The organism is Streptomyces sp. NPDC003248, assembly GCF_055563235.1.
Genome location: NZ_JBVHDT010000015.1, coordinates 142,319 through 161,734, shown reverse-complemented (window position 1 = coordinate 161,734; position 19,416 = coordinate 142,319). Strand labels below are relative to the sequence as shown.

At 70.3% G+C, this 19,416-nt stretch carries 14 protein-coding genes; 7 read left to right on the top strand and 7 right to left on the bottom strand.

The genetic code is table 11. From position 1 onward, the window contains the following. Positions 1-51 precede the first annotated feature (51 nt). Positions 52-810, top strand: coding sequence for a tyrosine-type recombinase/integrase (locus tag ACZ3KJ_RS29050; RefSeq protein ID WP_467531288.1), 759 nt, complete (start codon positions 52-54; stop codon positions 808-810). A 70-nt stretch (positions 811-880) separates the two neighbouring features. Here ACZ3KJ_RS29050 and ACZ3KJ_RS29045 read toward each other — a convergent pair whose 3' ends face one another. The 5 genes from ACZ3KJ_RS29045 to ACZ3KJ_RS29025 all read right to left on the bottom strand — a co-directional run bounded on the left by ACZ3KJ_RS29045 (position 881) and on the right by ACZ3KJ_RS29025 (position 7,002). Then, positions 881-1,936 carry an ADP-ribosylglycohydrolase family protein gene (locus tag ACZ3KJ_RS29045; protein ID WP_467531287.1) on the bottom strand — a complete coding sequence of 352 codons (1,056 nt, stop codon included), beginning with the start codon at positions 1,934-1,936 and terminating at the stop codon, positions 881-883. A 207-nt stretch (positions 1,937-2,143) separates the two neighbouring features. Beyond that, positions 2,144-2,560: a hypothetical protein gene (locus ACZ3KJ_RS29040; protein ID WP_467531285.1), complete on the bottom strand. Its 417-nt coding sequence runs from the start codon at positions 2,558-2,560 to the stop codon at positions 2,144-2,146. A 45-nt stretch (positions 2,561-2,605) separates the two neighbouring features. Next, entirely contained in the window at positions 2,606-4,642 is a 2,037-nt protein-coding gene (locus ACZ3KJ_RS29035) for an SNIPE associated domain-containing protein (RefSeq protein WP_467531283.1), read from the bottom strand. 406 nt (positions 4,643-5,048) lie between these two features. Then, the gene (locus ACZ3KJ_RS29030; protein ID WP_467531281.1) at positions 5,049-5,618 is read right to left on the bottom strand and encodes a hypothetical protein; all 570 of its coding nucleotides are present in this window, start codon (positions 5,616-5,618) and stop codon (positions 5,049-5,051) included. A gap of 151 nt (positions 5,619-5,769) precedes the next feature. Then, a complete protein-coding gene (locus ACZ3KJ_RS29025; protein WP_467531280.1) occupies positions 5,770-7,002 on the bottom strand; it encodes a ParB N-terminal domain-containing protein in 1,233 nt (410 codons plus the stop codon). A 257-nt stretch (positions 7,003-7,259) separates the two neighbouring features. Between ACZ3KJ_RS29025 and ACZ3KJ_RS29020 the strand changes: the two genes are divergently transcribed. The 4 genes from ACZ3KJ_RS29020 to ACZ3KJ_RS29005 all read left to right on the top strand — a co-directional run bounded on the left by ACZ3KJ_RS29020 (position 7,260) and on the right by ACZ3KJ_RS29005 (position 15,970). After that, the gene (locus tag ACZ3KJ_RS29020; protein ID WP_467531278.1) at positions 7,260-9,425 is read left to right on the top strand and encodes an N-6 DNA methylase; all 2,166 of its coding nucleotides are present in this window, start codon (positions 7,260-7,262) and stop codon (positions 9,423-9,425) included. A gap of 106 nt (positions 9,426-9,531) precedes the next feature. Then, positions 9,532-11,523: a type I restriction-modification system subunit M gene (locus tag ACZ3KJ_RS29015; protein WP_467531276.1), complete on the top strand. Its 1,992-nt coding sequence runs from the start codon at positions 9,532-9,534 to the stop codon at positions 11,521-11,523. Next, positions 11,520-12,791 carry a hypothetical protein gene (locus ACZ3KJ_RS29010; RefSeq protein ID WP_467531275.1) on the top strand — a complete coding sequence of 424 codons (1,272 nt, stop codon included), beginning with the start codon at positions 11,520-11,522 and terminating at the stop codon, positions 12,789-12,791. The genes ACZ3KJ_RS29015 and ACZ3KJ_RS29010 overlap by 4 nt, the downstream gene beginning before the upstream one ends. Then, positions 12,788-15,970 carry a type I restriction endonuclease subunit R gene (locus tag ACZ3KJ_RS29005; protein ID WP_467531274.1) on the top strand — a complete coding sequence of 1,061 codons (3,183 nt, stop codon included), beginning with the start codon at positions 12,788-12,790 and terminating at the stop codon, positions 15,968-15,970. The genes ACZ3KJ_RS29010 and ACZ3KJ_RS29005 overlap by 4 nt, the downstream gene beginning before the upstream one ends. A 57-nt stretch (positions 15,971-16,027) precedes the next feature. Here the strand turns inward: ACZ3KJ_RS29005 and ACZ3KJ_RS29000 are convergent, their stop codons facing one another. Together ACZ3KJ_RS29000 and ACZ3KJ_RS28995 are read right to left on the bottom strand one after the other, a co-directional pair. Further along, positions 16,028-16,264, bottom strand: coding sequence for a DUF397 domain-containing protein (locus ACZ3KJ_RS29000; protein ID WP_467531272.1), 237 nt, complete (start codon positions 16,262-16,264; stop codon positions 16,028-16,030). Then, positions 16,261-17,115, bottom strand: coding sequence for a helix-turn-helix domain-containing protein (locus ACZ3KJ_RS28995; RefSeq protein WP_467531271.1), 855 nt, complete (start codon positions 17,113-17,115; stop codon positions 16,261-16,263). The genes ACZ3KJ_RS29000 and ACZ3KJ_RS28995 overlap by 4 nt, the downstream gene beginning before the upstream one ends. A 121-nt stretch (positions 17,116-17,236) precedes the next feature. Between ACZ3KJ_RS28995 and ACZ3KJ_RS28990 the strand changes: the two genes are divergently transcribed. Next, on the top strand, positions 17,237-17,692 hold the full coding sequence (locus ACZ3KJ_RS28990) for an ATP-binding protein (protein WP_467531269.1): 456 nt from the start codon (positions 17,237-17,239) through the stop codon (positions 17,690-17,692). A 109-nt stretch (positions 17,693-17,801) separates the two neighbouring features. Beyond that, on the top strand, positions 17,802-19,409 hold the full coding sequence (locus ACZ3KJ_RS28985; RefSeq protein ID WP_467531267.1) for a serine/threonine-protein kinase: 1,608 nt from the start codon (positions 17,802-17,804) through the stop codon (positions 19,407-19,409). The last annotated feature ends 7 nt before the right edge of the window (positions 19,410-19,416 follow it).

The window sequence follows — 19,416 nt, the reverse complement described above, 5'->3', positions numbered from 1 at the left end:
GGCTAGCGTGGTCCCGTTCCGGACGCCGAGGACACGCCAGGAGGCACGCACGTGGGCTGGGATCCGCAGGAACTGGCAGAGGGGTGGCTCGCGTCGGTCACGTACCCCGAGCGCGTGCGCGGCGCGTACCGCGCGAGCACGTCCGACTGGCTGCGGACCTGCCGTCACACGCGTCTCGCATGGGACAAGGTGGCCGCCCAGCACATCGCCCTGTGGGCCCACCGCCCGGGGGCACCGCACAGCGCCACCGCGCGCCGCGTCTCCGCCGTGCGCTCCTTCTACGCGTACGCCCTGGCCCACGACGCGGTCGTCTACAACCCCGCCGCCCGCCGCCCCCGCCTCACCAACGCCGCCCAGCTCACCCCCAGCGGCCTGGACCCCTGGCAGACGGCCGTCCTCCTGGCCGCGGTGGACCGACGGACGAGCCAGGACCGCGCCTGCGGCTACCTGCAACTCGGCCTGGGACTGCGTTCCGGCATGCTCGTCACGCTCACCCTGGACGACCTCGTCTCCGACCGGGACGTCGCCCACGGCCCCGACACCCTGCGCCTGCCGGAACCGGGGGGCGGCCACCGCCTGGTCCCCCTCCCGCCCGTCGTCCGTGACGCCGTCGCCACCTACCTGACACGCCGCCACCCGCCCCGCGACAGCGCCCGAGGCGGCCCGCTCTTCACGGCCCGCGCCGGGACCAGGGTGCCGCGGCGGTATTTTTCGGATCTGCTGCGGGGGGTGGCTGAGGAGACGGGGGTGCTGCGGACGGCCATCACCACGTGGCCACACCGAGGAACCGATGTGATGTGTGATCGGTGACCGGGCGGGTTCCCGACCGCACAGCCACCGGTGGGGTGGGCAGTGGATGCCGGCGCCCGTGGCGGCCGACTCACCAACCGGGGTAGCGACTCCACCAGTGCGGGTCCCAGCCCGGGACGTACTCGCTGCCGCTGGGCGAATCGGTCAGCTCGGTCAGCAGGTCGCGGGCCAGGGTGTCCAGCACCCACGCCAGTTCGTGGCGGCTCACCAGGCCGACGGGCAGTGCGTCGGCCCCGTGGAGGGCGCCCAGCAGCGCGCCGGTCACACAGGCGACGGAGTCGCCGTCCGGGGCGGCCGCCGCGAAGTGCAGCGCGGCACCGATGTCCGCGCGGGCGGGGAAGGAAGCGGCGGTGTAGAGGCCGCCGAGCACCGCCGAGGGCGCGGTGGGGTCCGGTGCGAGCCGTGCGAGCCGGGTCAGGTCCGCGGGCCGCTCGACGGCGTCCCGGAACGCCGCCGCCAGACGGGCGAGACCGTCGCCGTCGTCCGTCCCGCCACCGGACGGCAGCCTGGCGATGCCCGCTTGCAGTACCGCCGTCGTGGACGGCTCAAGAGCACCCGGGCGGTCACCCTCCTCGGGGGTGTGGGTGAGGCAGTGGTGGAGCAGCGTCGTCGCGTGAACGGTGGCGGACCGCGCGGCCGGATCGCCGTGCGTGAGGCCGGCGATCTCGCCGGCCTGCGCGATCGCTCCCGGCCCGACCGCGGCGAGCGGCAGGGACCGGGTCAGCGCGTGGCAGCCCCTGCTCCCGGTGGCCATACGCTCCTGGCCTTCCTCGATACGGGACAGGGCCGCGACCGTCGCCGGTGCGCTGCCGCGCCGCTCGGCCAGCGCGGGCACCCCCGACAGCCAGCCGTCCGGCCACGCCTTGTCGGCGGCGCCGACGGTCCAGCGGCGGCGCATCCTCTCCGTCTCGATGCCCTGCAGTGCCGCCCAGCGGCAGTAGGCGTGCAGGAGCACCGAGGGCGGATGGCAGATTCCCTTGTGGCTTCCGCGTACGATCGCGCGGATGCTGCCCTCGACGGTGAAGCAGGCCAATTGGGTGCTGACCCCGGCCCTCAACGGGCCGTCGGCGGGCACCTTGCCCCCAGCCGTTCCCAGGGTGTCCCCGATCGCCAGACCGAGCAGCATCCCGCGCACCCGGGACTGCCGCGTGAGGAATCTCCTCTGACGATCCTTTTCGGGGGGCAAGGCAACCGCCTCTCTCGTCGGGACTTGCCAGAGACAAGCGCCAGAGAAACCGGAACACGTTCTGTGCAAGGGTATCCGGAGCCGGCCGACCGGTTCGCTCGTGAGACGTCGGCGGTCGGCAAGCCGCGGGCCTCCCTGGGGCCACCGTCAGACGCCGCGCATCAGTTCCGCGTTGACCGCGTCCACCCGTGCGTACAGGGGTCCTTCGGTGACGATGCCCTCACCCGTTCCCCGGCGCCACGCATCCACCTCGATGACGGTCACGAGCGCGTTGCCCAGCCCGACCACCACCCACCAGTGCCGCTCGTCCGCCCGCACTCGCCAGGTCGACTTCACCCACCTGCCGGTGTCGGTGCGCACCTCGGCCGACACCAGTTCCCAGCTCGCCGGGTCGAAGCGGGTCAACGCGTCCAGCGGCGCGCCCCGTTCCCGCAGCCGCTCGGTCACGTGCTTGCCGTGCGCCTTCAACTGCACCGGTTGGCGCAGGATGTAGCGGACTCTGGTGAAGAGAGCGTCCGGGCCCGACTGGACGTGGAAGCGGGCGGTCTCGAAGCGGGGTGACACGGTGAACTCCTCGAAGTGGTCCGGAGGCAGCCGGAGGGTACGTGATCAGCGGTGTCGTCGGCCTTGGGGGACCGCACCGGCGAGGCCGGCCCGCCACTCGGGGGCGTCCGGCTCCTCGTGGAACTCCAGAAGGTGCTGCCCCGCGTGACGGGCGAGGGCGTCGCGGACCTGGACCGGGGTGACGTGGAAGAACTCGCGCCGGGCGTTGATCCGGTTGACCCGCCGGTCCTCGAACTCCTGGTGCAGGGCGCGTTCCAGACCGACGGCGTCGTCACTGTAGATCAGGGCGTGCACGTCGAAGCGGAACGGCACGGAGGCGTCGCCGAGTTCGTTGACGCGGTCCATGGGGTCGAGGCGGCGGGTGAGGCCGATCTTGACCATGGACTCGCCGAAGGCGCCGATGTTGGAGATGACGTACACGTATCCCGCGCGGCGGTTGGCCTCGCGCCGGTCGATGGCCTCCTCCTCCGCGTCGATCTCCCGGAGCTTGCCCTCCAGTTCCGCGATCTGGGCCGGGTCCGCCTGCCCGGCGGCGCGGGCCCGGTCCAGGGCCAGGACGAGGCGGTTGCGCTCCTTGTCGAGGCGGGCGCGTTCGCGGGCGATCTCCCGTTCCAGGCGCTCCTCCTCGCGCTGCCGCGCCCGCTCTTCGCGGCGCCGCTCCTTCTCCTCCTCGATCTTGGCCAGGTGGTCGGCGGTCAGCTCCAGTTCGCGCACCCGCAGCCGGTGGTACTCGTCGGTGACGCGGATCTGCATGGTCTTGCCGAGCCTCGCGATGGTCTCCCGTGACTTCGCCAGCCGGTCGACGAGGGAGGCCAGGCGGTGCGGCTTCATGCCCCGTACGGCGGCGTCGGCCTCGGCGTTGTAGGCGCGCAGCATCAGCTTGGAGAAGTCGCGCACCATGCGGCGTCCCTCGGCTGCGGAGCCGTTGACCGTCCACTCGGTGACCCCGACGACCGCCCGCCCGTTCTTGGTGAGCGTCTTGGCCTGGTCCTTCAGGCGGTCGAGTTCGGCCTTGTAGGCCACGGCGTCCGCGAGCGGGTGGCGGTACTCGTAGATGCCCGCCTCCTGCAACAGTGCCAGGTCGTCGGTGACGACCAGCCCGCTCCTGGCGGCGGCCAGCCGGCGCTCGGCCTCCTGCGCCTGCACCTCCATGGCGTGCAGTCGCTGTCGGGTGCCGCTGAGCTCGGTCTCGGCGCGTTCGGCGGCCGCCTCCACCTTCGCGTCGAGGACGGTGTCGATGCGCTGCACCTCGGCCAGGTGCTCGGCGTGGGTGCGGCGCAGGCGTTCGGTCTCCTGGACCAGGCGGGCCGCGTCCGCGCCGGCGAGAGCGGTCAGTTCGGCGAGCAGGCGCTGGTTCTCCGCCCGCAGAGCCTCGGCGTCCGCGGCCCTGGCGTGCAGTTCCTCGCTCAGCCGGGCGGCTTCGGCCTCCGTCTCCCTCCGGCGGCGGCCGAAGAGTCCTCCTCCGCCGGAGGAGGACGGGGCCGAGGGCTGCGGCGCGGGGGCGGGGGCGGGCAACGGCTGCGCGGGAACGGGGGCGTGACCGGCGAACGGCTGCGTCGGGACGGGAGCATGACCGGGCAACGGCTGCGTCGGGACGGGGGTGTGGCCGGTGAACGGCTGCCCTGTGGCGGGTGCGGGTCCGGCGAGGGGCTGCCCTGATCCGGGGTGAGCGGCCTGGCCCGTCTGCTGCGCGTACCACTGGCGCCAATGCTGCAAGCGGTCGGCGAGGGCTTGGCCGTCACGTTTGTCCATGTTCTTGAACTCGGCCGCCCACCCCGCGACGGACAACGTGAGGGTTCCCTGGCCGAGCCCGCCCGTCCAGCGCAGGTCGGTGATCTCGCCGAGGGCGTGCGACACGAGCCGTTGGCCGGCCCAGCCCTGCGCGCGGAACAGTGCGCGGCGGTCGGTGAGCACGAGCACGCCCAGGACGCCGTCGTGATGGGCGACGGCGAGGGCCTGCACGGTTTCGTCGGGGCTCAGCACCTCGGGAAGGCTCTTCACCGTACCCTTGACCGGGAACCAGATGCCCTTGAGCGCAGTGGCTGCCGCGTCCACGTCGGGTCGGGCGGAGTGTACGGACAAGGAAGTTCCCTTTCTGTCGATCGTGGTCGTGCTCACGGGGACGAGCGCCTCAGGCCCCGCTCCGGACGAAGGCGTGCGGGGCTACGGGCACGCTGGGGCTGTAGCGAGGCAGCGGGGCCGTGAGGGCCGGATCCGGGTCCGAGCTCCGGAATCCGGGACGGATTTCGCGGACCAGGTCCACGATCCTCCGCACTGCGGCGGAGACCTTCTGCGTCCGGCCCATGAACACCCCCTCCCCTGCACTGCTTCCGGCAGGCCCCCCGTCACCGCACCGCTCCGGCGCTCTACCCCCAGGGAACCCCACAGCAACTGCACATACCTGTGGTAGCGGCGATGATATCCGCATCCAACGGACGAAAAACCGGCATCCTGTCGGATATGCGGGCGCCCGGCATGGGGCGGCGGCTCAGTCCACCTTCTTCCATTCCTGGCACCGGTTGGTCTTGAAGTACTCGCCCTTGCCGAGGGTCACCCGTCCCGGCCCGTTGAGGTTGTTGTTGGCGATGATCGAGTCGAACTCGCCGCTGGCGTCCGTGGCCCGCTCCCAGTAGCAGCCGAACTCGTCCTCGGGACCGGCCGTCTTGTACGTCCCGGCCTTGATGTCCTCTCCGACGAGGTACTCGCCCTCGCCCGAGAACGTGGTGGCGGGACCGGCCGGCTCGGTCTTCTTCGGCTGAGCGGTGACCGTTTCGGTGACCGTGGGAGCGGGGGCCGCCTCACTCCTCGCCGCCTCGGTGACGGTCACCGTCGGGCGGGGTCCCGCCTTGGCGGCGGTGGCACCGTCGGCCTCCGACTCGCCTCCACCGGCACCGATTCCGATGCCGACGAACAGGGCGACGGCGGCGGTGGCACCGTACTTGATCCGCTGCTTGTGGCGGACCGGCGGCTTGGGCGCGGACTGCGGGAACGGCGGTGTCGGGCCCCAGGCGTTCTGCGGGGCGTGGCCGTGCCGCGGGTCAGGGGTCGGCGTCGTCATGAGGTACTCCGTTCGGTGATGCCCGTCCGCACCCGGTGGTCCGGGCCGAGGCGGTGAGGTGTGTGGGTGGGCGCGATGCCATGGGGGGCTGTCCGTCGTCGGCGGGCGTGCTCCGCGCCCCCGTGCGCCGCCGGGGTCACGGAGCGCCCGCTCAGGCCGACAGGCCCCGGATCTTCCGTCCGGCCTCGGTGGCCGGGTAGAGGATCGCGTCGGCGACGCGGCCGCCGGAGTCCTTGACGCCGCCGCTGAAGTTGAGGCGGCCGGAGGTGCCTGCCTTGGCGGCGACGCCGTCCCAGTAGGCAACCTCGCGCTCCCAGCGGATGCCGTCGAGCAGCCGGTCCAGGTCCTCGACGCCGATGCGGGAGGCCGCTTCGCTCCACGGCGTGGCGTGGTGGGCGGCGATGCCGACGCCCGCGAGCACGGCGGGCGCGGTGAGGGCGCTGCGCGCGGCGAAGGCGGGGAACCGCTCGGAGATCAGCCGTGCCAGCAGCGGCACGACCACGGCCTCGGCCTCCTCCGCCGGCACCCCGGCGGGCAACTCGTCCTCGTGCACCGACTCGGCGGAGCGGGCGAGGCCGGCCCTGCCGTAGAGGGTGGTGACGACGAGGGCGCGCAGCGCGGAGAGGGTGACGACCTCGCGGTCGCCGGCCGAGACCTGCCGCTTGCTGGAGTTGACCAGCCTGCCGAACGGCATCCGCTGCCCGTCGACCTCGACCTTCACGGAGTCGGCGACGACGTGCGCGAGCCGGGTGCCGAAGTCCCGCTGGTCCATGGACATGGCCAGGTTCTTGGCGACGGCCACGCCCTGGACGTTGCGGTCGTAGAAGATCTGCCGGGCGTCCGCCGGGGCGAGGTCGACGTACAGCTCGAAGGGGACGCGCACGCGGGCGAGTTCGGGGTACGTCAGGCCGTAGGTCTCGGGGTCGTCGTACAGGTCGTGCCAGGCGGTGGCCTGGGTCTCGCCGTCGATGGCGACGACCATCGTGCCCGGCGCGACCGTGAGGGTGCGCAGGCCGCTGCCCGGGACGAGTTCGTCGCTGATCGCGGCGAGGGGTCCGGCGTGCCACAGGGTGATCGGCGGCGTGGACCAGGCGGCGCCCAGCTCGCCCTTGAGGCCGGCGGCGATGTACTCGGCGTACGGCCCGACGTTCCTGCCCTTCTGCGACGACTTCAGCGTCCGCTGCACGGTGGCACGCAGCTCGGCGTGGCGGCGCACCAGGCCCGAGGCGGCCTTCAGCTTCCTCGGGTCCTCCTCGGCGCGCGGTGACGGCACGAGCTGGACGAGCGCGGGCACGGACATCGTTCCGACGACGGCGTCGTCACGGAACGGCATGACGGTGAGCTGGGTTCCCTCGACGACGCCGGTCGGCATGGTGAGGCGCATGGGACTCCCCCCGGAGTGTGTTCTGAACGATCACGGACGGCGCTCGCGGCGGTTCACCGGAGGCCGGGAAGGCGCGGCGGAGCGGTACGGCACGGCTCGACGGCGCACCCCCGGCCACAGACCTATGGGACGGCCGCTTCCCGCCGGAAGCACCAACAGATAAGCACGAGACTGAAAGCATCGTCAAACGGCTCGACGGATTTGACGCCTGCTGTAAGTTGTTGACGTCCGCTGTCGAGAGGCCCAGGATTCCGCCCATGCCACCCTCATCCGCTCAGGTGACCGCCGCCGAGATCTCCCGTATCGCCGGGGTCACGCGCGCCACGGTCAGCAACTGGCGCCGTCGGCACGAGGACTTTCCCGCGCCGTCCGGTGGCACGGACAGCAGTCCGCTGTACGACCTGGAGTCCGTACGAGCCTGGCTCGCCTCGCGCGGTCACAGCTCGGCCTCGAGCCCGTCGGAAGAGCTGCGCACGACGCTGCGCCTGCACGCGCAGGGCGGCGGCACGTCGGATCTGCTGCTCCTCGTCCTCGCGGCGGCGGCCTGCGCGCCGGAGGAGTTGACGGCCGCCACCCGGCTGCCGGACGCGGACCTCGTCGCCCGCGCGCAGCGTGAGGCGTCCGCCGCGGCCGACGTCGTGCCGGGCGCGGACGCCGTCCGTTTCGGGACCGGGGACGCGGCGGTGCTGCGCGCGCTGTACACGTGTGTACGTGACGAGGGCGGGCAGGCCGCGCTTGGCGTGCTCGCGGAGCGGGAGCTGGAGGACAGTGCCGCGTCCGGCGCGTACCGGACGCCCCCGCAGCTGGCGGATCTTCTCGCGGCCCTGGTCCCCGGCTCCCCGGCCCGTGTCCTCGACCCGGCCTGCGGCAGCGGCACCCTCCTGGCGGCCGCCGCCCGCCGGGGCGCCCGCGAGCTGTACGGCCAGGACACGCTTCCGGTGCAGGCCCGGCGCAGTGCCGTGAGCCTGATGCTGACGACTCCGGAGGCCACGGTGACCGTGCGCGCCGCCGACAGCCTGCGCGCGGACGCCTTCCCCGACCTGCTCGCCGACGCGGTGCTGTGCAACCCGCCGTTCGGCGTCCGCGACTGGGGGCACGACGAGCTCGCGTACGACCCGCGCTGGGCGTACGGCGTCCCGCCCCGCGCCGAGTCGGAACTGGCGTGGGTGCAGCACGCGCTCGCCCACCTGACCTCCGGCGGCTACACGGCCCTGATCCTGCCGCCGGCCACGGCGGGCCGCGCGTCGGGGCGCCGGGTACGGGCGGAGCTCGTCCGCAGCGGGGCCCTGCGCGCGGTGATCGCGCTGCCGGTCGGCGCGTCGGTGCCGTTGCACGTCGGTCTTCAGATCTGGGTGCTGCAACGGCCCGAGCCGGGCGGTCCGGAGCGCAAGTCGGTGCTGTTCGTGGACACGGCCGAGACGCCGACGGCGACTGCCGGACGCGGCGGCGCCGCCCACACCCGGGGCGCCGGACGGTCCGCGTCCCTGGACTGGGCCGGGCTCACGGCGCGGGTCCTCGGCGCGTGGCAGGCGTTCACGGAGAACCCGGACACGTTCGAGGGCGAGCCCGGTGTCGCGCACGCGGTCGGTGTGGTGGACCTGCTGGACGACATGGTGGACCTGACCCCGGCCCGGCTGGTACGGGCGTCACGGGCCGAGGTCGATCCGGCGGAACTGGCGACGGAGGTCGACGCCGCCCGCCGCGACCTCGTCGAGGCCGCGGAGTCCCTCGCTCGGACGGCCGCCCACGAGAACTGGAGCGCCGCGGGAGCCACGGCACGCGAGTGGCGGACGGCGACGGTGGCCGACCTCTCGCGCGGCGGGGCGCTCACCCTGCTGCGAACGGTGCCGGAGGGTGCGCGGGCCCGCGCGGAGGGCGAGGCAGAGGAGACCGGGGGCCGCCCGGTCCTCACCGGCGCGGACATCGCGCGCGGGTCGGGTCCCACGGGCGACCCGGCGGAGCTGCGCAGCGTCGTGGCCCCTCTGATCGCCGCCGGGGACGTCCTCGTCCGAGCGGTCGCGAGCGGGTCCGGCCCCATGGCCCGGGTCGCGGGCGATGAGGACGCCGGCGCATTGCTCGGCCCCCACGTCCACCTCTTCCGGCCGGACCCGAAGCGCCTGGACGCCTGGTTCCTGGCCGGTTTCATGGGCGCGGAGGACAACATCGCGGGCGCGTCGACGGGCAGCACGGTCCTCACGGTGAACCCGGGCAGGCTGCGCGTTCCCCTGCTGCCACTGGAGGATCAGCGGCGCTACGGGGAGGCGTTCCGGCACGTGCACGAACTCCGGGCGGAGGCGCGACGAGCGACACGGCTGGCGGAGGAGACGGCGCGGTTGCTGGCGGGCGGGCTGACCGGGGGCCAGCTACTGCCCTCACGGGAGACAACGGAGGCGCGTGGCCGGGGTGACGATTCGCCCCATTAGGCACGCAGGCCTTCACGCATAGACCACACTTGTCGGACCGCCCCGGCCTGCCGAATCGGCTCGGGCGGTGGGGTTGGGACATTTCGGAAGGAACCTGGGGATCCAGTTGAACAGCAGTAAGCACACGGAGTTGGCGAACCACGCGTGGTCCGTCGCCGACCTCCTGCGGGGGGACTACAAGCAGTCCGACTACGGCAAGGTCATCCTGCCGTTCACGGTGCTGCGGCGCCTGGAGTGCGTGCTCGAACCGACGCGCGAGAAGGTCGCGGAGATCGCGGAGCAGCATAAGGACACCGGGATCGACCCGGACCGCTTCCTGCGGCGGGCCTCGGGCCACTCCTTCTACAACAAGTCCGGCCTGACCCTGAAGAAGATCGCGGACGACCCGCAGAACGCGGCGCAGAACCTTCAGGTGTACGTGGGGGCGTTCTCCGACAACGCGCGGGGCGTGCTGGAACGCTTCGAGTTCGCCCAGCAGATCAAGCGGCTGGACAGCGCGGGGCTCCTCTACAAGGTCATCGGTAAGTTCACGGACCTGGACCTGCGCCCCGAGGTCGTGCCCAACCACAACATGGGCTACATCTTCGAGGAACTGATCCGCCGCTTCGCGGAGCAGTCCAACGAGACGGCCGGTGAGCACTTCACGCCGCGCGAGGTCATCCAGCTGATGGTGCGGCTGCTCGTCGCCCCGGACGGTGACGCGCTCCAGCTTCCCGGTACGGTGCGCACGGTCCTCGACCCGGCCTGCGGCACGGGCGGCATGCTCTCCGCGATGGACGACCTCATCACCGAGTTCAACGAGGACGCCACGGTGGAGGTGTACGGGCAGGAACTCAACCCCGAGTCGTGGGCGATCTGCCGTTCCGACCTCATGATCAAGGGCCAGAACCCGGAGAACATCGCCTTCGGCAACTCCTTCTCCGACGACGGCCACGCACGCAAGACCTTCGACTACATGCTGGCCAACCCGCCGTTCGGCGTGGAGTGGAAGAAGGTCAAGGACGAGGTCGAGCACGAGCACAAGGCGCTGGGCGAGGCCGGCCGCTTCGGGGCGGGGCTGCCGCGCATCAACGACGGCTCGCTGCTGTTCCTCCAGCACATGATCTCGAAGATGAAGCCGGTGGACGTGAACGGCGGGGGCGGCTCGCGCATCGCGATCGTCTTCAACGGCTCGCCGCTCTTCACGGGCGCGGCCGGCTCGGGCGAGTCGGAGATCCGCCGCTGGATCCTGGAGAACGACTGGCTGGAGGGCATCGTCGCCCTGCCGGACCAGCTCTTCTACAACACCGGCATCTCGACGTACTTCTGGATTTTGACCAACCGGAAGAGCCCGGACCACAAGGGCAGGGTCGTGCTGCTGGACGCGCGTGAACAGTGGCAGAAGATGCGGAAGTCGCTGGGCGACAAGCGCAAGGAGCTGGGCAAGGACCACATCGCGACGGTGGTCAAGCTGTACGGCGAGGCGCTGGCGGTGGCGGGGGATTCGGAGCATCCGCTGCACGGCAAGGTGAAGGTCTTCCCGAACGAGGACTTCGGATACCAGCGGATCACGGTCGAGCGCCCGCTGAAGCTGCGGTTCGAGATCACGGAGGAGACGCTGGCGGCGCTGGAGGCGTCCAAGGCCATCCAGAAGCTGCCGCAGGCTTCGGCTCTGGCGGACGCGTTCAAGTCCCTGATGGGCACGGGCTGGGCCACGAAGCAGGAGGCTTGGCTGGCGTTGAAGGACGCGGTGGTGCAGGCCGGTGGGACGTGGCCGACGGGGGCGCCGTTCAACAAGGCACTGCGTGAGGTGGTCGGGGTGCGGGACCCGGAGGGCGAGGTCCAACTCGTCAAGGGGCAGCCCGAGCCGGACGCGGAGCTGCGGGACTACGAGAACGTTCCGTTGGGCGAGGACGTCGAGGAGTACTTGACGCGGGAGGTCCACCCGCACGTGCCGGACGCGTGGATCGACCACAGCAAGACGAAGATCGGGTACGAGATTCCGTTCACGCGGCATTTTTACGTGTACGAGCCGCCGCGGCCGTTGGCGGAGGTCGACGCGGAGTTGAAGGCACTGGAGGCGGAGATTCAAGGATTGTTGAGGGAGGTGACCAAGTGAGGCTTCAGGCTGCAACACTTCCACTCCGATATGTTCTTCGCCCGGTAGAGAGGACAGGCTTTCTGGACTCCCAGGTACTCTCCGTTTATCGGGAGCACGGTGTAATCCCGAAGAACTCAAGGAGCGACAACTACAACAAGACCCCCGCAGACCTTTCCCGCTACCAACTGGTCCGGGCGGGAGATCTGGTTGTCAACAAGATGAAGGCGTGGCAAGGCTCCCTCGGCGTATCCAGCCACGATGGGATCGTTAGCCCTGACTACCTAGTGTGCGAGATTGGCACGCAGGCACACCCCCCTTACCTGCATCATCTATTGAGGTCTGCGCCATTTATCGGCGACTTCAAGTCCCGCTCCAAGGGAATCCGCCCAGCACAATGGCGCCTCTACTGGGAAGACTTGGCTCAAGTGCGGGTCATCCTCCCTCAGCTGGATGAGCAGCGCCGCATCGCCGAATTCCTCGACACCGAGACCGCCCGCATCGACCGCGTCGGTGAGGCACGAGAAGCCCAAGGCGCACTGCTCGGCCTTATGTTGGGCCAACTCGTGGACGGGGCTACCGCCGGCGATGCCGAAACTCTCAATAAGCTCGGGGTCGACTCCGATAGTGCGGACTGGGGGCTCGGAAAGGTGAGCCGCCTATGTCAGGTCATTCCGGGTTACGCCTTCCCCAGCGAAGGATTTCTACACCACGGCGGCACACGACTTCTTCGCGGCATCAATATCTCCGTGGATAAGACGTCATGGGACGAAACCGTTTCATGGGACGAAGACAACACGCCCACACCCCAGCGATTCCATCTGCGTGATGGAGATCTGGTCGTGGGCATGGATCGCCCCTGGATCTCTAGCGGCATGCGCATGACCTTCATCTCGGAGAGCGATCTACCTGCGCTCCTACTCCAACGCGTTGCGTGTCTTCGACCCAAGTCCGCTGAGGTGGACATGAGGTATGTCTACTGGAGTCTTCGATCTTCGAGGTTCCGCCAAACCGTGGAGGGGGAGCTGACCGGTGTCTCGGTTCCGCATCTCAGCGGTGACCAGATCGGGGGGGTTACGTTCCTTCTTCCGCCTCTTTCCACGCAGCGGGACATCTCGGACCGGCTCTCTGCTCACTCAGCGCGCATCCGTAAGCTGCGGTCAACGATGAACCGTCAGGCCGAGCTGCTAAACGAACGCCGCCAAGCCCTCATCACCGCCGCCGTAACCGGCCAGTTCGACGTATCCACCGCCAGCGGCCGCAACGTCACCGAAGGAGTAGCCGTATGAGCCCCGTGCACGACGAGTCCTCCTTCGGGTCCGCGATAGTCGCCGCCCTCTGCGAGCGAGGCTGGCGGGAGGCGAACCCGGAGGACTACAAGGCCGACCTCGGGCTCGACACCGACGAGCTGTACGAGTTCGTCCGCGAGACCCAGCCCGACGAGTGGAGCGAGCTCCTCACCGTCTACGGCGGCAACTCCGACGAGGCCGAGCGCGGCTTTGCCCAGCGGCTCGACCGGGCCATCTCCGACGACGGACTGCTCCACGTCCTCCGCAACGGCGTCAAGGACCGCGGCGTCCGTCTCCGTGTCGCCTACTTCAAGCCCAACCTCATCTCCGCCGACTCCGTCCTCGACGGCTACAGGGCCAACCGCCTGACCGTCGTCCGGGAACTGCGGTACGCCACCAAGCAGGCCGACTGGGGCCACGAGCTCGACCTCACCCTGTTTCTCAACGGCATCCCGGTCGCCACGGCCGAGTTGAAGAACCCGCTCACCGGTCAGGGCGTCGAGCAGGCCAAGGAGCAGTACCGGACGGACCGCGACCCGACCGAGCTGATCTTCACGCGACGCGTCCTCGCGAACTTCGCCGTCGACCCGGACCTGGTCTTCGTCGCCACCCAACTGCGCGGTAAGGCAACCCGGTTCCTCCCCTTTAACACCGGCTCGAACGGCCCCGGCCAGCCCGGCGGGGCGGGAAACCCGGCGCCCACGGCCCACGGCACGTACGCCACCTCATACCTGTGGGAACAGGTCTGGCAGCGGGACAACTGGCTCGACCTCCTCCAGCGATTCGTGCATCAGCAGAAGCACAAGACGCCCGGCGGCGGCACGACGAAGTCGACGATCTTCCCCCGCTTCCACCAGTGGGACGTGGTCCGGAAGCTCACCGCACACGCGTCCGTCCACGGTGCCGGCCAGAACTACCTGGTCATGGCCTCCGCCGGCTCCGGCAAGTCGAACACCATCGGCTGGCTGGCCCACCGCCTCAGCGACCTGCACGCCCGCCACGATCCGCACGTTCTCAACCCCGATGCCCTCGCCGACGGCCGCATCAAGCCCGGCGAGCCCGTCTTCGACAAGGTCATCGTCATCACGGACCGCCGCGCGCTGGACGCACAGCTCTCGGCGACGGTCGGCAGCTTCTCGCAAACCGACGGCCTGGTCGTGAAGATCGACGAGAAGCACGGGGCGAAGAGCGAGCAGCTCGCCCGCGCCCTCTCCCGGGACACCGGGAAGATCGTCACCGTCACCCTTCACTCGTTCCCGGCGCTGCTGGACTACATCAAGCGCAACCCCACCGAGATCAAGGGCACCCGCTTCGCGATCATCGTGGACGAGGCGCACTCCTCGCAGTCCGGCGACGCCGCCACCGCCGTGAAGTCCGCCCTGCGCGACCTCGGCCTGGACGCCGACTCGGACGACGAGGGTGCGACCACGCTCACCGTGGACGACAAGCTGAAGGCGAAGGCGGTGGAACGCTCCCGCGCCGCCAACCTCTCCTACTTCGCCTTCACCGCCACGCCCAAGTCCAAGACGCTCGAACTCTTCGGCACGGAAGGCGTGGAGAACGGCAAGACTGTCTACCGCCCCTTCCACACCTACTCCATGCGCCAGGCCATCGAGGAAGGCTTCATCCTCGACCCGCTGCGCAACTACGTCACCTACAACACGTACTGGAAGCTGGCGAACCTCAACCACGACGAGAAGGAGGTCGACCCCTCCAAGGCGAACAGCCTGCTCGCCCGGTTCGCGCTCATGCACGAGCACACGGTGTCGCAGCACGCCCAGGTGATCGTCGAGCACTTCGTCGCCCACACCCGCGGCCGGCTCGGCGGGCGTGCCAAGGCCATGGTGGTCACGGCGTCCCGCCATTCCGCCGTGCAGATGGCCCGCGCCATCCGCAGCTACATTGCCGACCGCGAGTACGACACCAAGTACCCGGACCTCGGTGTCCTGGTCGCCTTCTCCGGGTCCCTCACCATCGACGGCGAGGAGACCACCGAGAGCAAGGAGAACGGCGGTCTCTCGGAGAGCGCGCTGCCGAAGGCCTTCGGCTACACCCGCGCCGACGACAAGGCCGCGAAGGCCGGCGGCAAGGGGCAGCAGGAGTACCGGATCCTGGTCGTCGCCGAGAAGTACCAGACCGGCTTCGACCAGCCGCTCCTCACGACGATGTACGTCAACAAGACGCTGACCGGCATCGCCGCCGTGCAGACGCTCTCGCGCCTCAACCGCACCGCGGAACGCAAGTCCCAGGCCGACCTCGCCGTCCTGGACTTCGTCAACGAGGCAGAGGACATCCAGGACGCCTTCCGCCCGTACTTCGAGGAGGCGCACACCCTGCCCTCCGATCCGAACCTGCTCTACACGGCCCAGAGCCGCGTCATGTCCGCCCCGGTCATCTCCGAGCAGGACATGGACGAGTTCGTCGCCGCGTACCTGGCGGCGCAGGAGAAGGCCGCCGGCTCCCAGTCCAAGTGGGAGAAGCTGCACGCCGAGCTGTACCGACTCCTCTCCCCCGCCGTCACCCGCTTCACCGCCCTCCTGGAGAGCGAGGAGGAGGACGACGTCGAGACCGCCGAGGACTTCCGCGCCAACCTCAACGACTACGTCCGCAAGTACGGCTTCCTCGCGCAGATCGTCCCATACCAGGACGCCGAGCTGGAACGCCTGTATCTCTACGGGCGCTACCTGCTCAACCGGCTCCCCCGTCTCGCCGACGGCGGAGTCGACATAGGCGAGGTGGATCTCAGTCATCTGCGGGTGGAGAAGACCGGCGAACACGACGTCTCCCTCAACCCCGAGGGCGCGGCCGAGCTCAAGGGCTTCGGCGACGGCGTCGGCGGCGCCAAGGACGCCGAGAAGTCACTGCTGTCCGAGCTGATCGAGAGGTTCAACGCCAAGTTCGGCACGGAGTTCAGCGAGGAGGACGTCCTCCCGGCCTTCAACGCCACCAAGGAGGACCCGAAGGTCCGGGCCGCCGCCCTCGTCAACGACGAGGAGAACTTCGGCATCGTCTGGGACAAGAAGTTCGAGGAGAACATGATGGATCACGTATCCACCATCGACACCCTCGGCAAGCGGTACTTCGGCGCCGACCGGGACTTCAAGTCCAACCTCGACCGCAGCGCCCGCCGGGCCGCCTGGCGGATGATCCGCCGGGAAGAAGGGCTGGAGGGCTTCTGAGGAGATCGGGCCCGGTACGACGTGCGTACCGGGCCCGATCTCCTCACGTCCGCCCGTTCAGTGCTCGGCAGCCATCCGCACGAAGCCGCCCCATGCTTCGAGGCTGAAGGACAGCCTGGCTTCTGCGGGACGCTTGGAGTCACGAACCCAGACGGCTTCGCCGGTCCCGGCGACCTCGACGCACTCGCCGCCCTCCGCGCCGCTGTAGCTGCTCTTGATCCAAGCGACTTCGACGCACTCGCCGCCATTGCCTGTGCTGTAGCTGCTCTTGCGCCACGACTCACCCGTGTTCATAGCTCTCCCAGCACCTTCTCTACGAATCCCAGGGACTCTCGCGGAGCGAGAGCCTGGCTTCGGATGATCCCATAACGCGCTGAGATGGACCGCACTTCGTTCCGGTCAGTGACCAGGATGCTGCGACCTTGTACCTCCAGGTACGCGATCTGTTCGCCCTTCTTCGGGGTGATCAGCGTGAACGGGCCGTCAACACCGGCGTTGTCCTCTTGGTCGTTCGCCATGACCTGGATCTCGACGTTGCGTCGGTGCCCGATCAAGAGGATGTTCTCAAGCACTCCGCGCAGTACGGCCCGGCCGCCGAACGGCTTGCGCAACACGGCCTCTTCGATGACGAAGCTCACCAGTGGTGCCGGCCAACGAGCGAAGGTCTCCTGCCGCGACAGTCGCGCTGAGACACGCTGTTCAATCGTGTCCTCATCCAGCAACGGTCGCCGCATGGCGAGCAGGGCCCGTGTGTATTCCTCGGTCTGGAGAAGCCCCGGGACCGCCTGGACCGCGTAGAGAAAGAGCTCGTGAGCCTCCGACTCAAGCCGCGCCGCGTCCCTGAAGAAGGCCGGGTACTGGGCCTTCGCCACCTCCTCCTTCAGCGCTGTGAGCACCCCACCGGCCCCCAACACCTCATCCGCCTGCTCGATGAACTGAGGCTGCGGAATCCGCCGCCCCTGCTCGATGGACGCCACCGTGTCCGCCGAGTACCCGAGCCTCCTGCCGAACTCGGCGCGCTCCAACCCTGCCCGCGTCCGCAGCAGCTTCAACTGCCGCCCGAACGCGGTCACGACACCCGACCCCGGATCGTCCTCCGGCCGCTGCTGCTGCCGCTGCCCCGCTTCTTCGCCCCGTACAGTCATCGTCTTGCCGCCTCTCCCCTGCGTACCGCCACGTACAGCGCCCGCACACGCGCCGTACGAAGGATCAACGTCAGCGCGTCACCACTGGTCACGCTACGCCACGAGGCGCCACCGTGAGTGCATGACCGCAACACAACCACCCTCCACCACCCACCGGTTCACGATGCGCTTCAGCTCCACTCCGCGCGGCGCCCGCCTGGCCCGTCGGCTGTGCGGGCACCGGCTCGACGCCTGGGGCGTCCGGTACGGCAGTGACGCGCACGACGCCGTCACCCTCATCGCCGCGGAGCTGTGCGCGAACGCCGTACGGCACGGGCACGTGGCCGGCCGGGACTTCCACGTCCTCCTCACCGCCGACCCGGCCACCGGCACCGTACGGATCGAAGTCGGCGACACCCGCGGTGAACGCCTCCCCCGCGTCCCCTCCGCCGCACCGGAGCACGGCGCTCCCGGAGACAGCGGCCGCGGGCTGCTGCTCGTCGAGGCGCTCGCCGACCGCTGGGGCTGCGCGGCACGCGCCGAGGACGGTCCGGGCAAGACGGTCTGGGCGGAGTACACCGCTCCCGGCCTGGTCTGACGCCACGGGCCGCCCGCGAGCTGTCTGGACGCGCCGAACTCCCACCCGCGACACTGGTCCCCGAACACATCGAAGACCACTTCGGACACTCGACGGGGGCGGGGGCCAGGTGCCGGACGTACGGCGGATCGCGGGACGGTACGAACTGCTGGAGCAGTTCGGCCACGGGGGCATGGGGGACGTGTGGCGGGGTTACGACGCCGTCCTGGACCGGCCGGTGGCCGTGAAGCTGATCCGTCCGCAGGCGGTGACGTCACCGCACCTGGCCGAGGAGTTCGCGAAGCGGTTCCGGCGCGAGGCGCGGATCACGGCGCGGATCCAGCACCCGGGCGTGCCGCAGGTGTACGACGCGGTGCTCGACGAGTCGTACGAGCATCTGTACCTGGTGATGGAGCTGGTCGACGGGGTACCGCTGAGCGCGTACGTGCACCCGGAGCGGCCGCTCCCCCTCAGCTGGGCGGTGGCCGTGGCGGCGCAGGTCGCGACCGTGCTGTCGTACGCGCACGACGTGCCCGTGGTGCACCGCGACCTGAAGCCGGGCAACATCCTCATCGCGCGCGACGGCACGGTGAAGGTGCTCGACTTCGGCATCGCGGCCATCCTCCAGACGGATGTCACGAAGCTGACCGCGACCGGCAGTCCGATCGGGACGCACCAGTACATGGCGCCGGAGCAGGTGCGCGGCGGGCGGGTGACACCGCGCACCGACCTGTACGCGCTGGGGTGCGTGCTGCACGAACTGCTGTGCGGAAGTGTTCTGTTCAGCGGGGACGGCGAGTTCCACCTGATGATGCAGCACGTCAACGCGGCACCGACGCCGCTGCGGCAGCTGCGGGCCGACGTACCGGAGGAGCTGGAGGAGCTCGTCCTGCACCTGCTCCGCAAGGCGCCCGAGGCGCGTCCGGCGGACGTGCAGGAGGTGTACGAGCGGCTGCGGCCCTTCCTGCCGGCGCCGGGCGAGGAGGCCGTGCCGGAGGGGGCGGGGCCCGCCGGGGCACCCGATCCGACCGGTGTCTTCCGCCGCCCCTACGCGCCCCGCTCGCGTGCCGGTGCCGCGGGCGCACGGCCCGCCGCACCCACCCCCGGGGCCGCGGCGCCGCCCGTCGTCCCCGAGGCCGAGCGGGAGGCGTTGCGGGAACAGATCCGCGAGGTCCACGAACACTACCGGGCGTTGATGGAGGAGGAGCGGTACGCGCAGGCGGCCGAGGTGGTGGACGAGGTGATCGAGCCGGCCGCGCGCGCCCTGGGGTCGGAGAACAAGGCGGTCCTCCGACTGCGCATGTTCCGGGCGGTCAGCCGTCAGCTGGGCGGTGACCACCGTGCCGCACTGCCCGAGTTCGAGGCGCTCGCCGACGCGTACGGACGCGTCAGCGGCCCGAGCAGCGAGGACGCCCGGGAGAGCCGCGCCCAGGCGGCCCGCTGCCGCGGTGAACTCGGCCAGGTCACCGAGGCGCTCGCCGGCCTGCACAGCGTCCTCGACGTCGTCAGCTCCGTCGACGGCGACGTGAGCGAGGAGGCCGTCGAACTGCGCCGCGACATCGGCATGCTGCTGCTCGCGCAGGGGCGGGCGGCGGACGCGCTCGACGTCCTGGACCCGCTGCACGCCGACCTGTGCGTGGTGTGGGGGCCGGACGACGAACTCACGGCCGAGGTGGCCGAGACGCTGGCGGTGATCCGTCTGGATCTCGACGGCGGCCCTGCCGGTTCGCGCACCTGACCTGGCT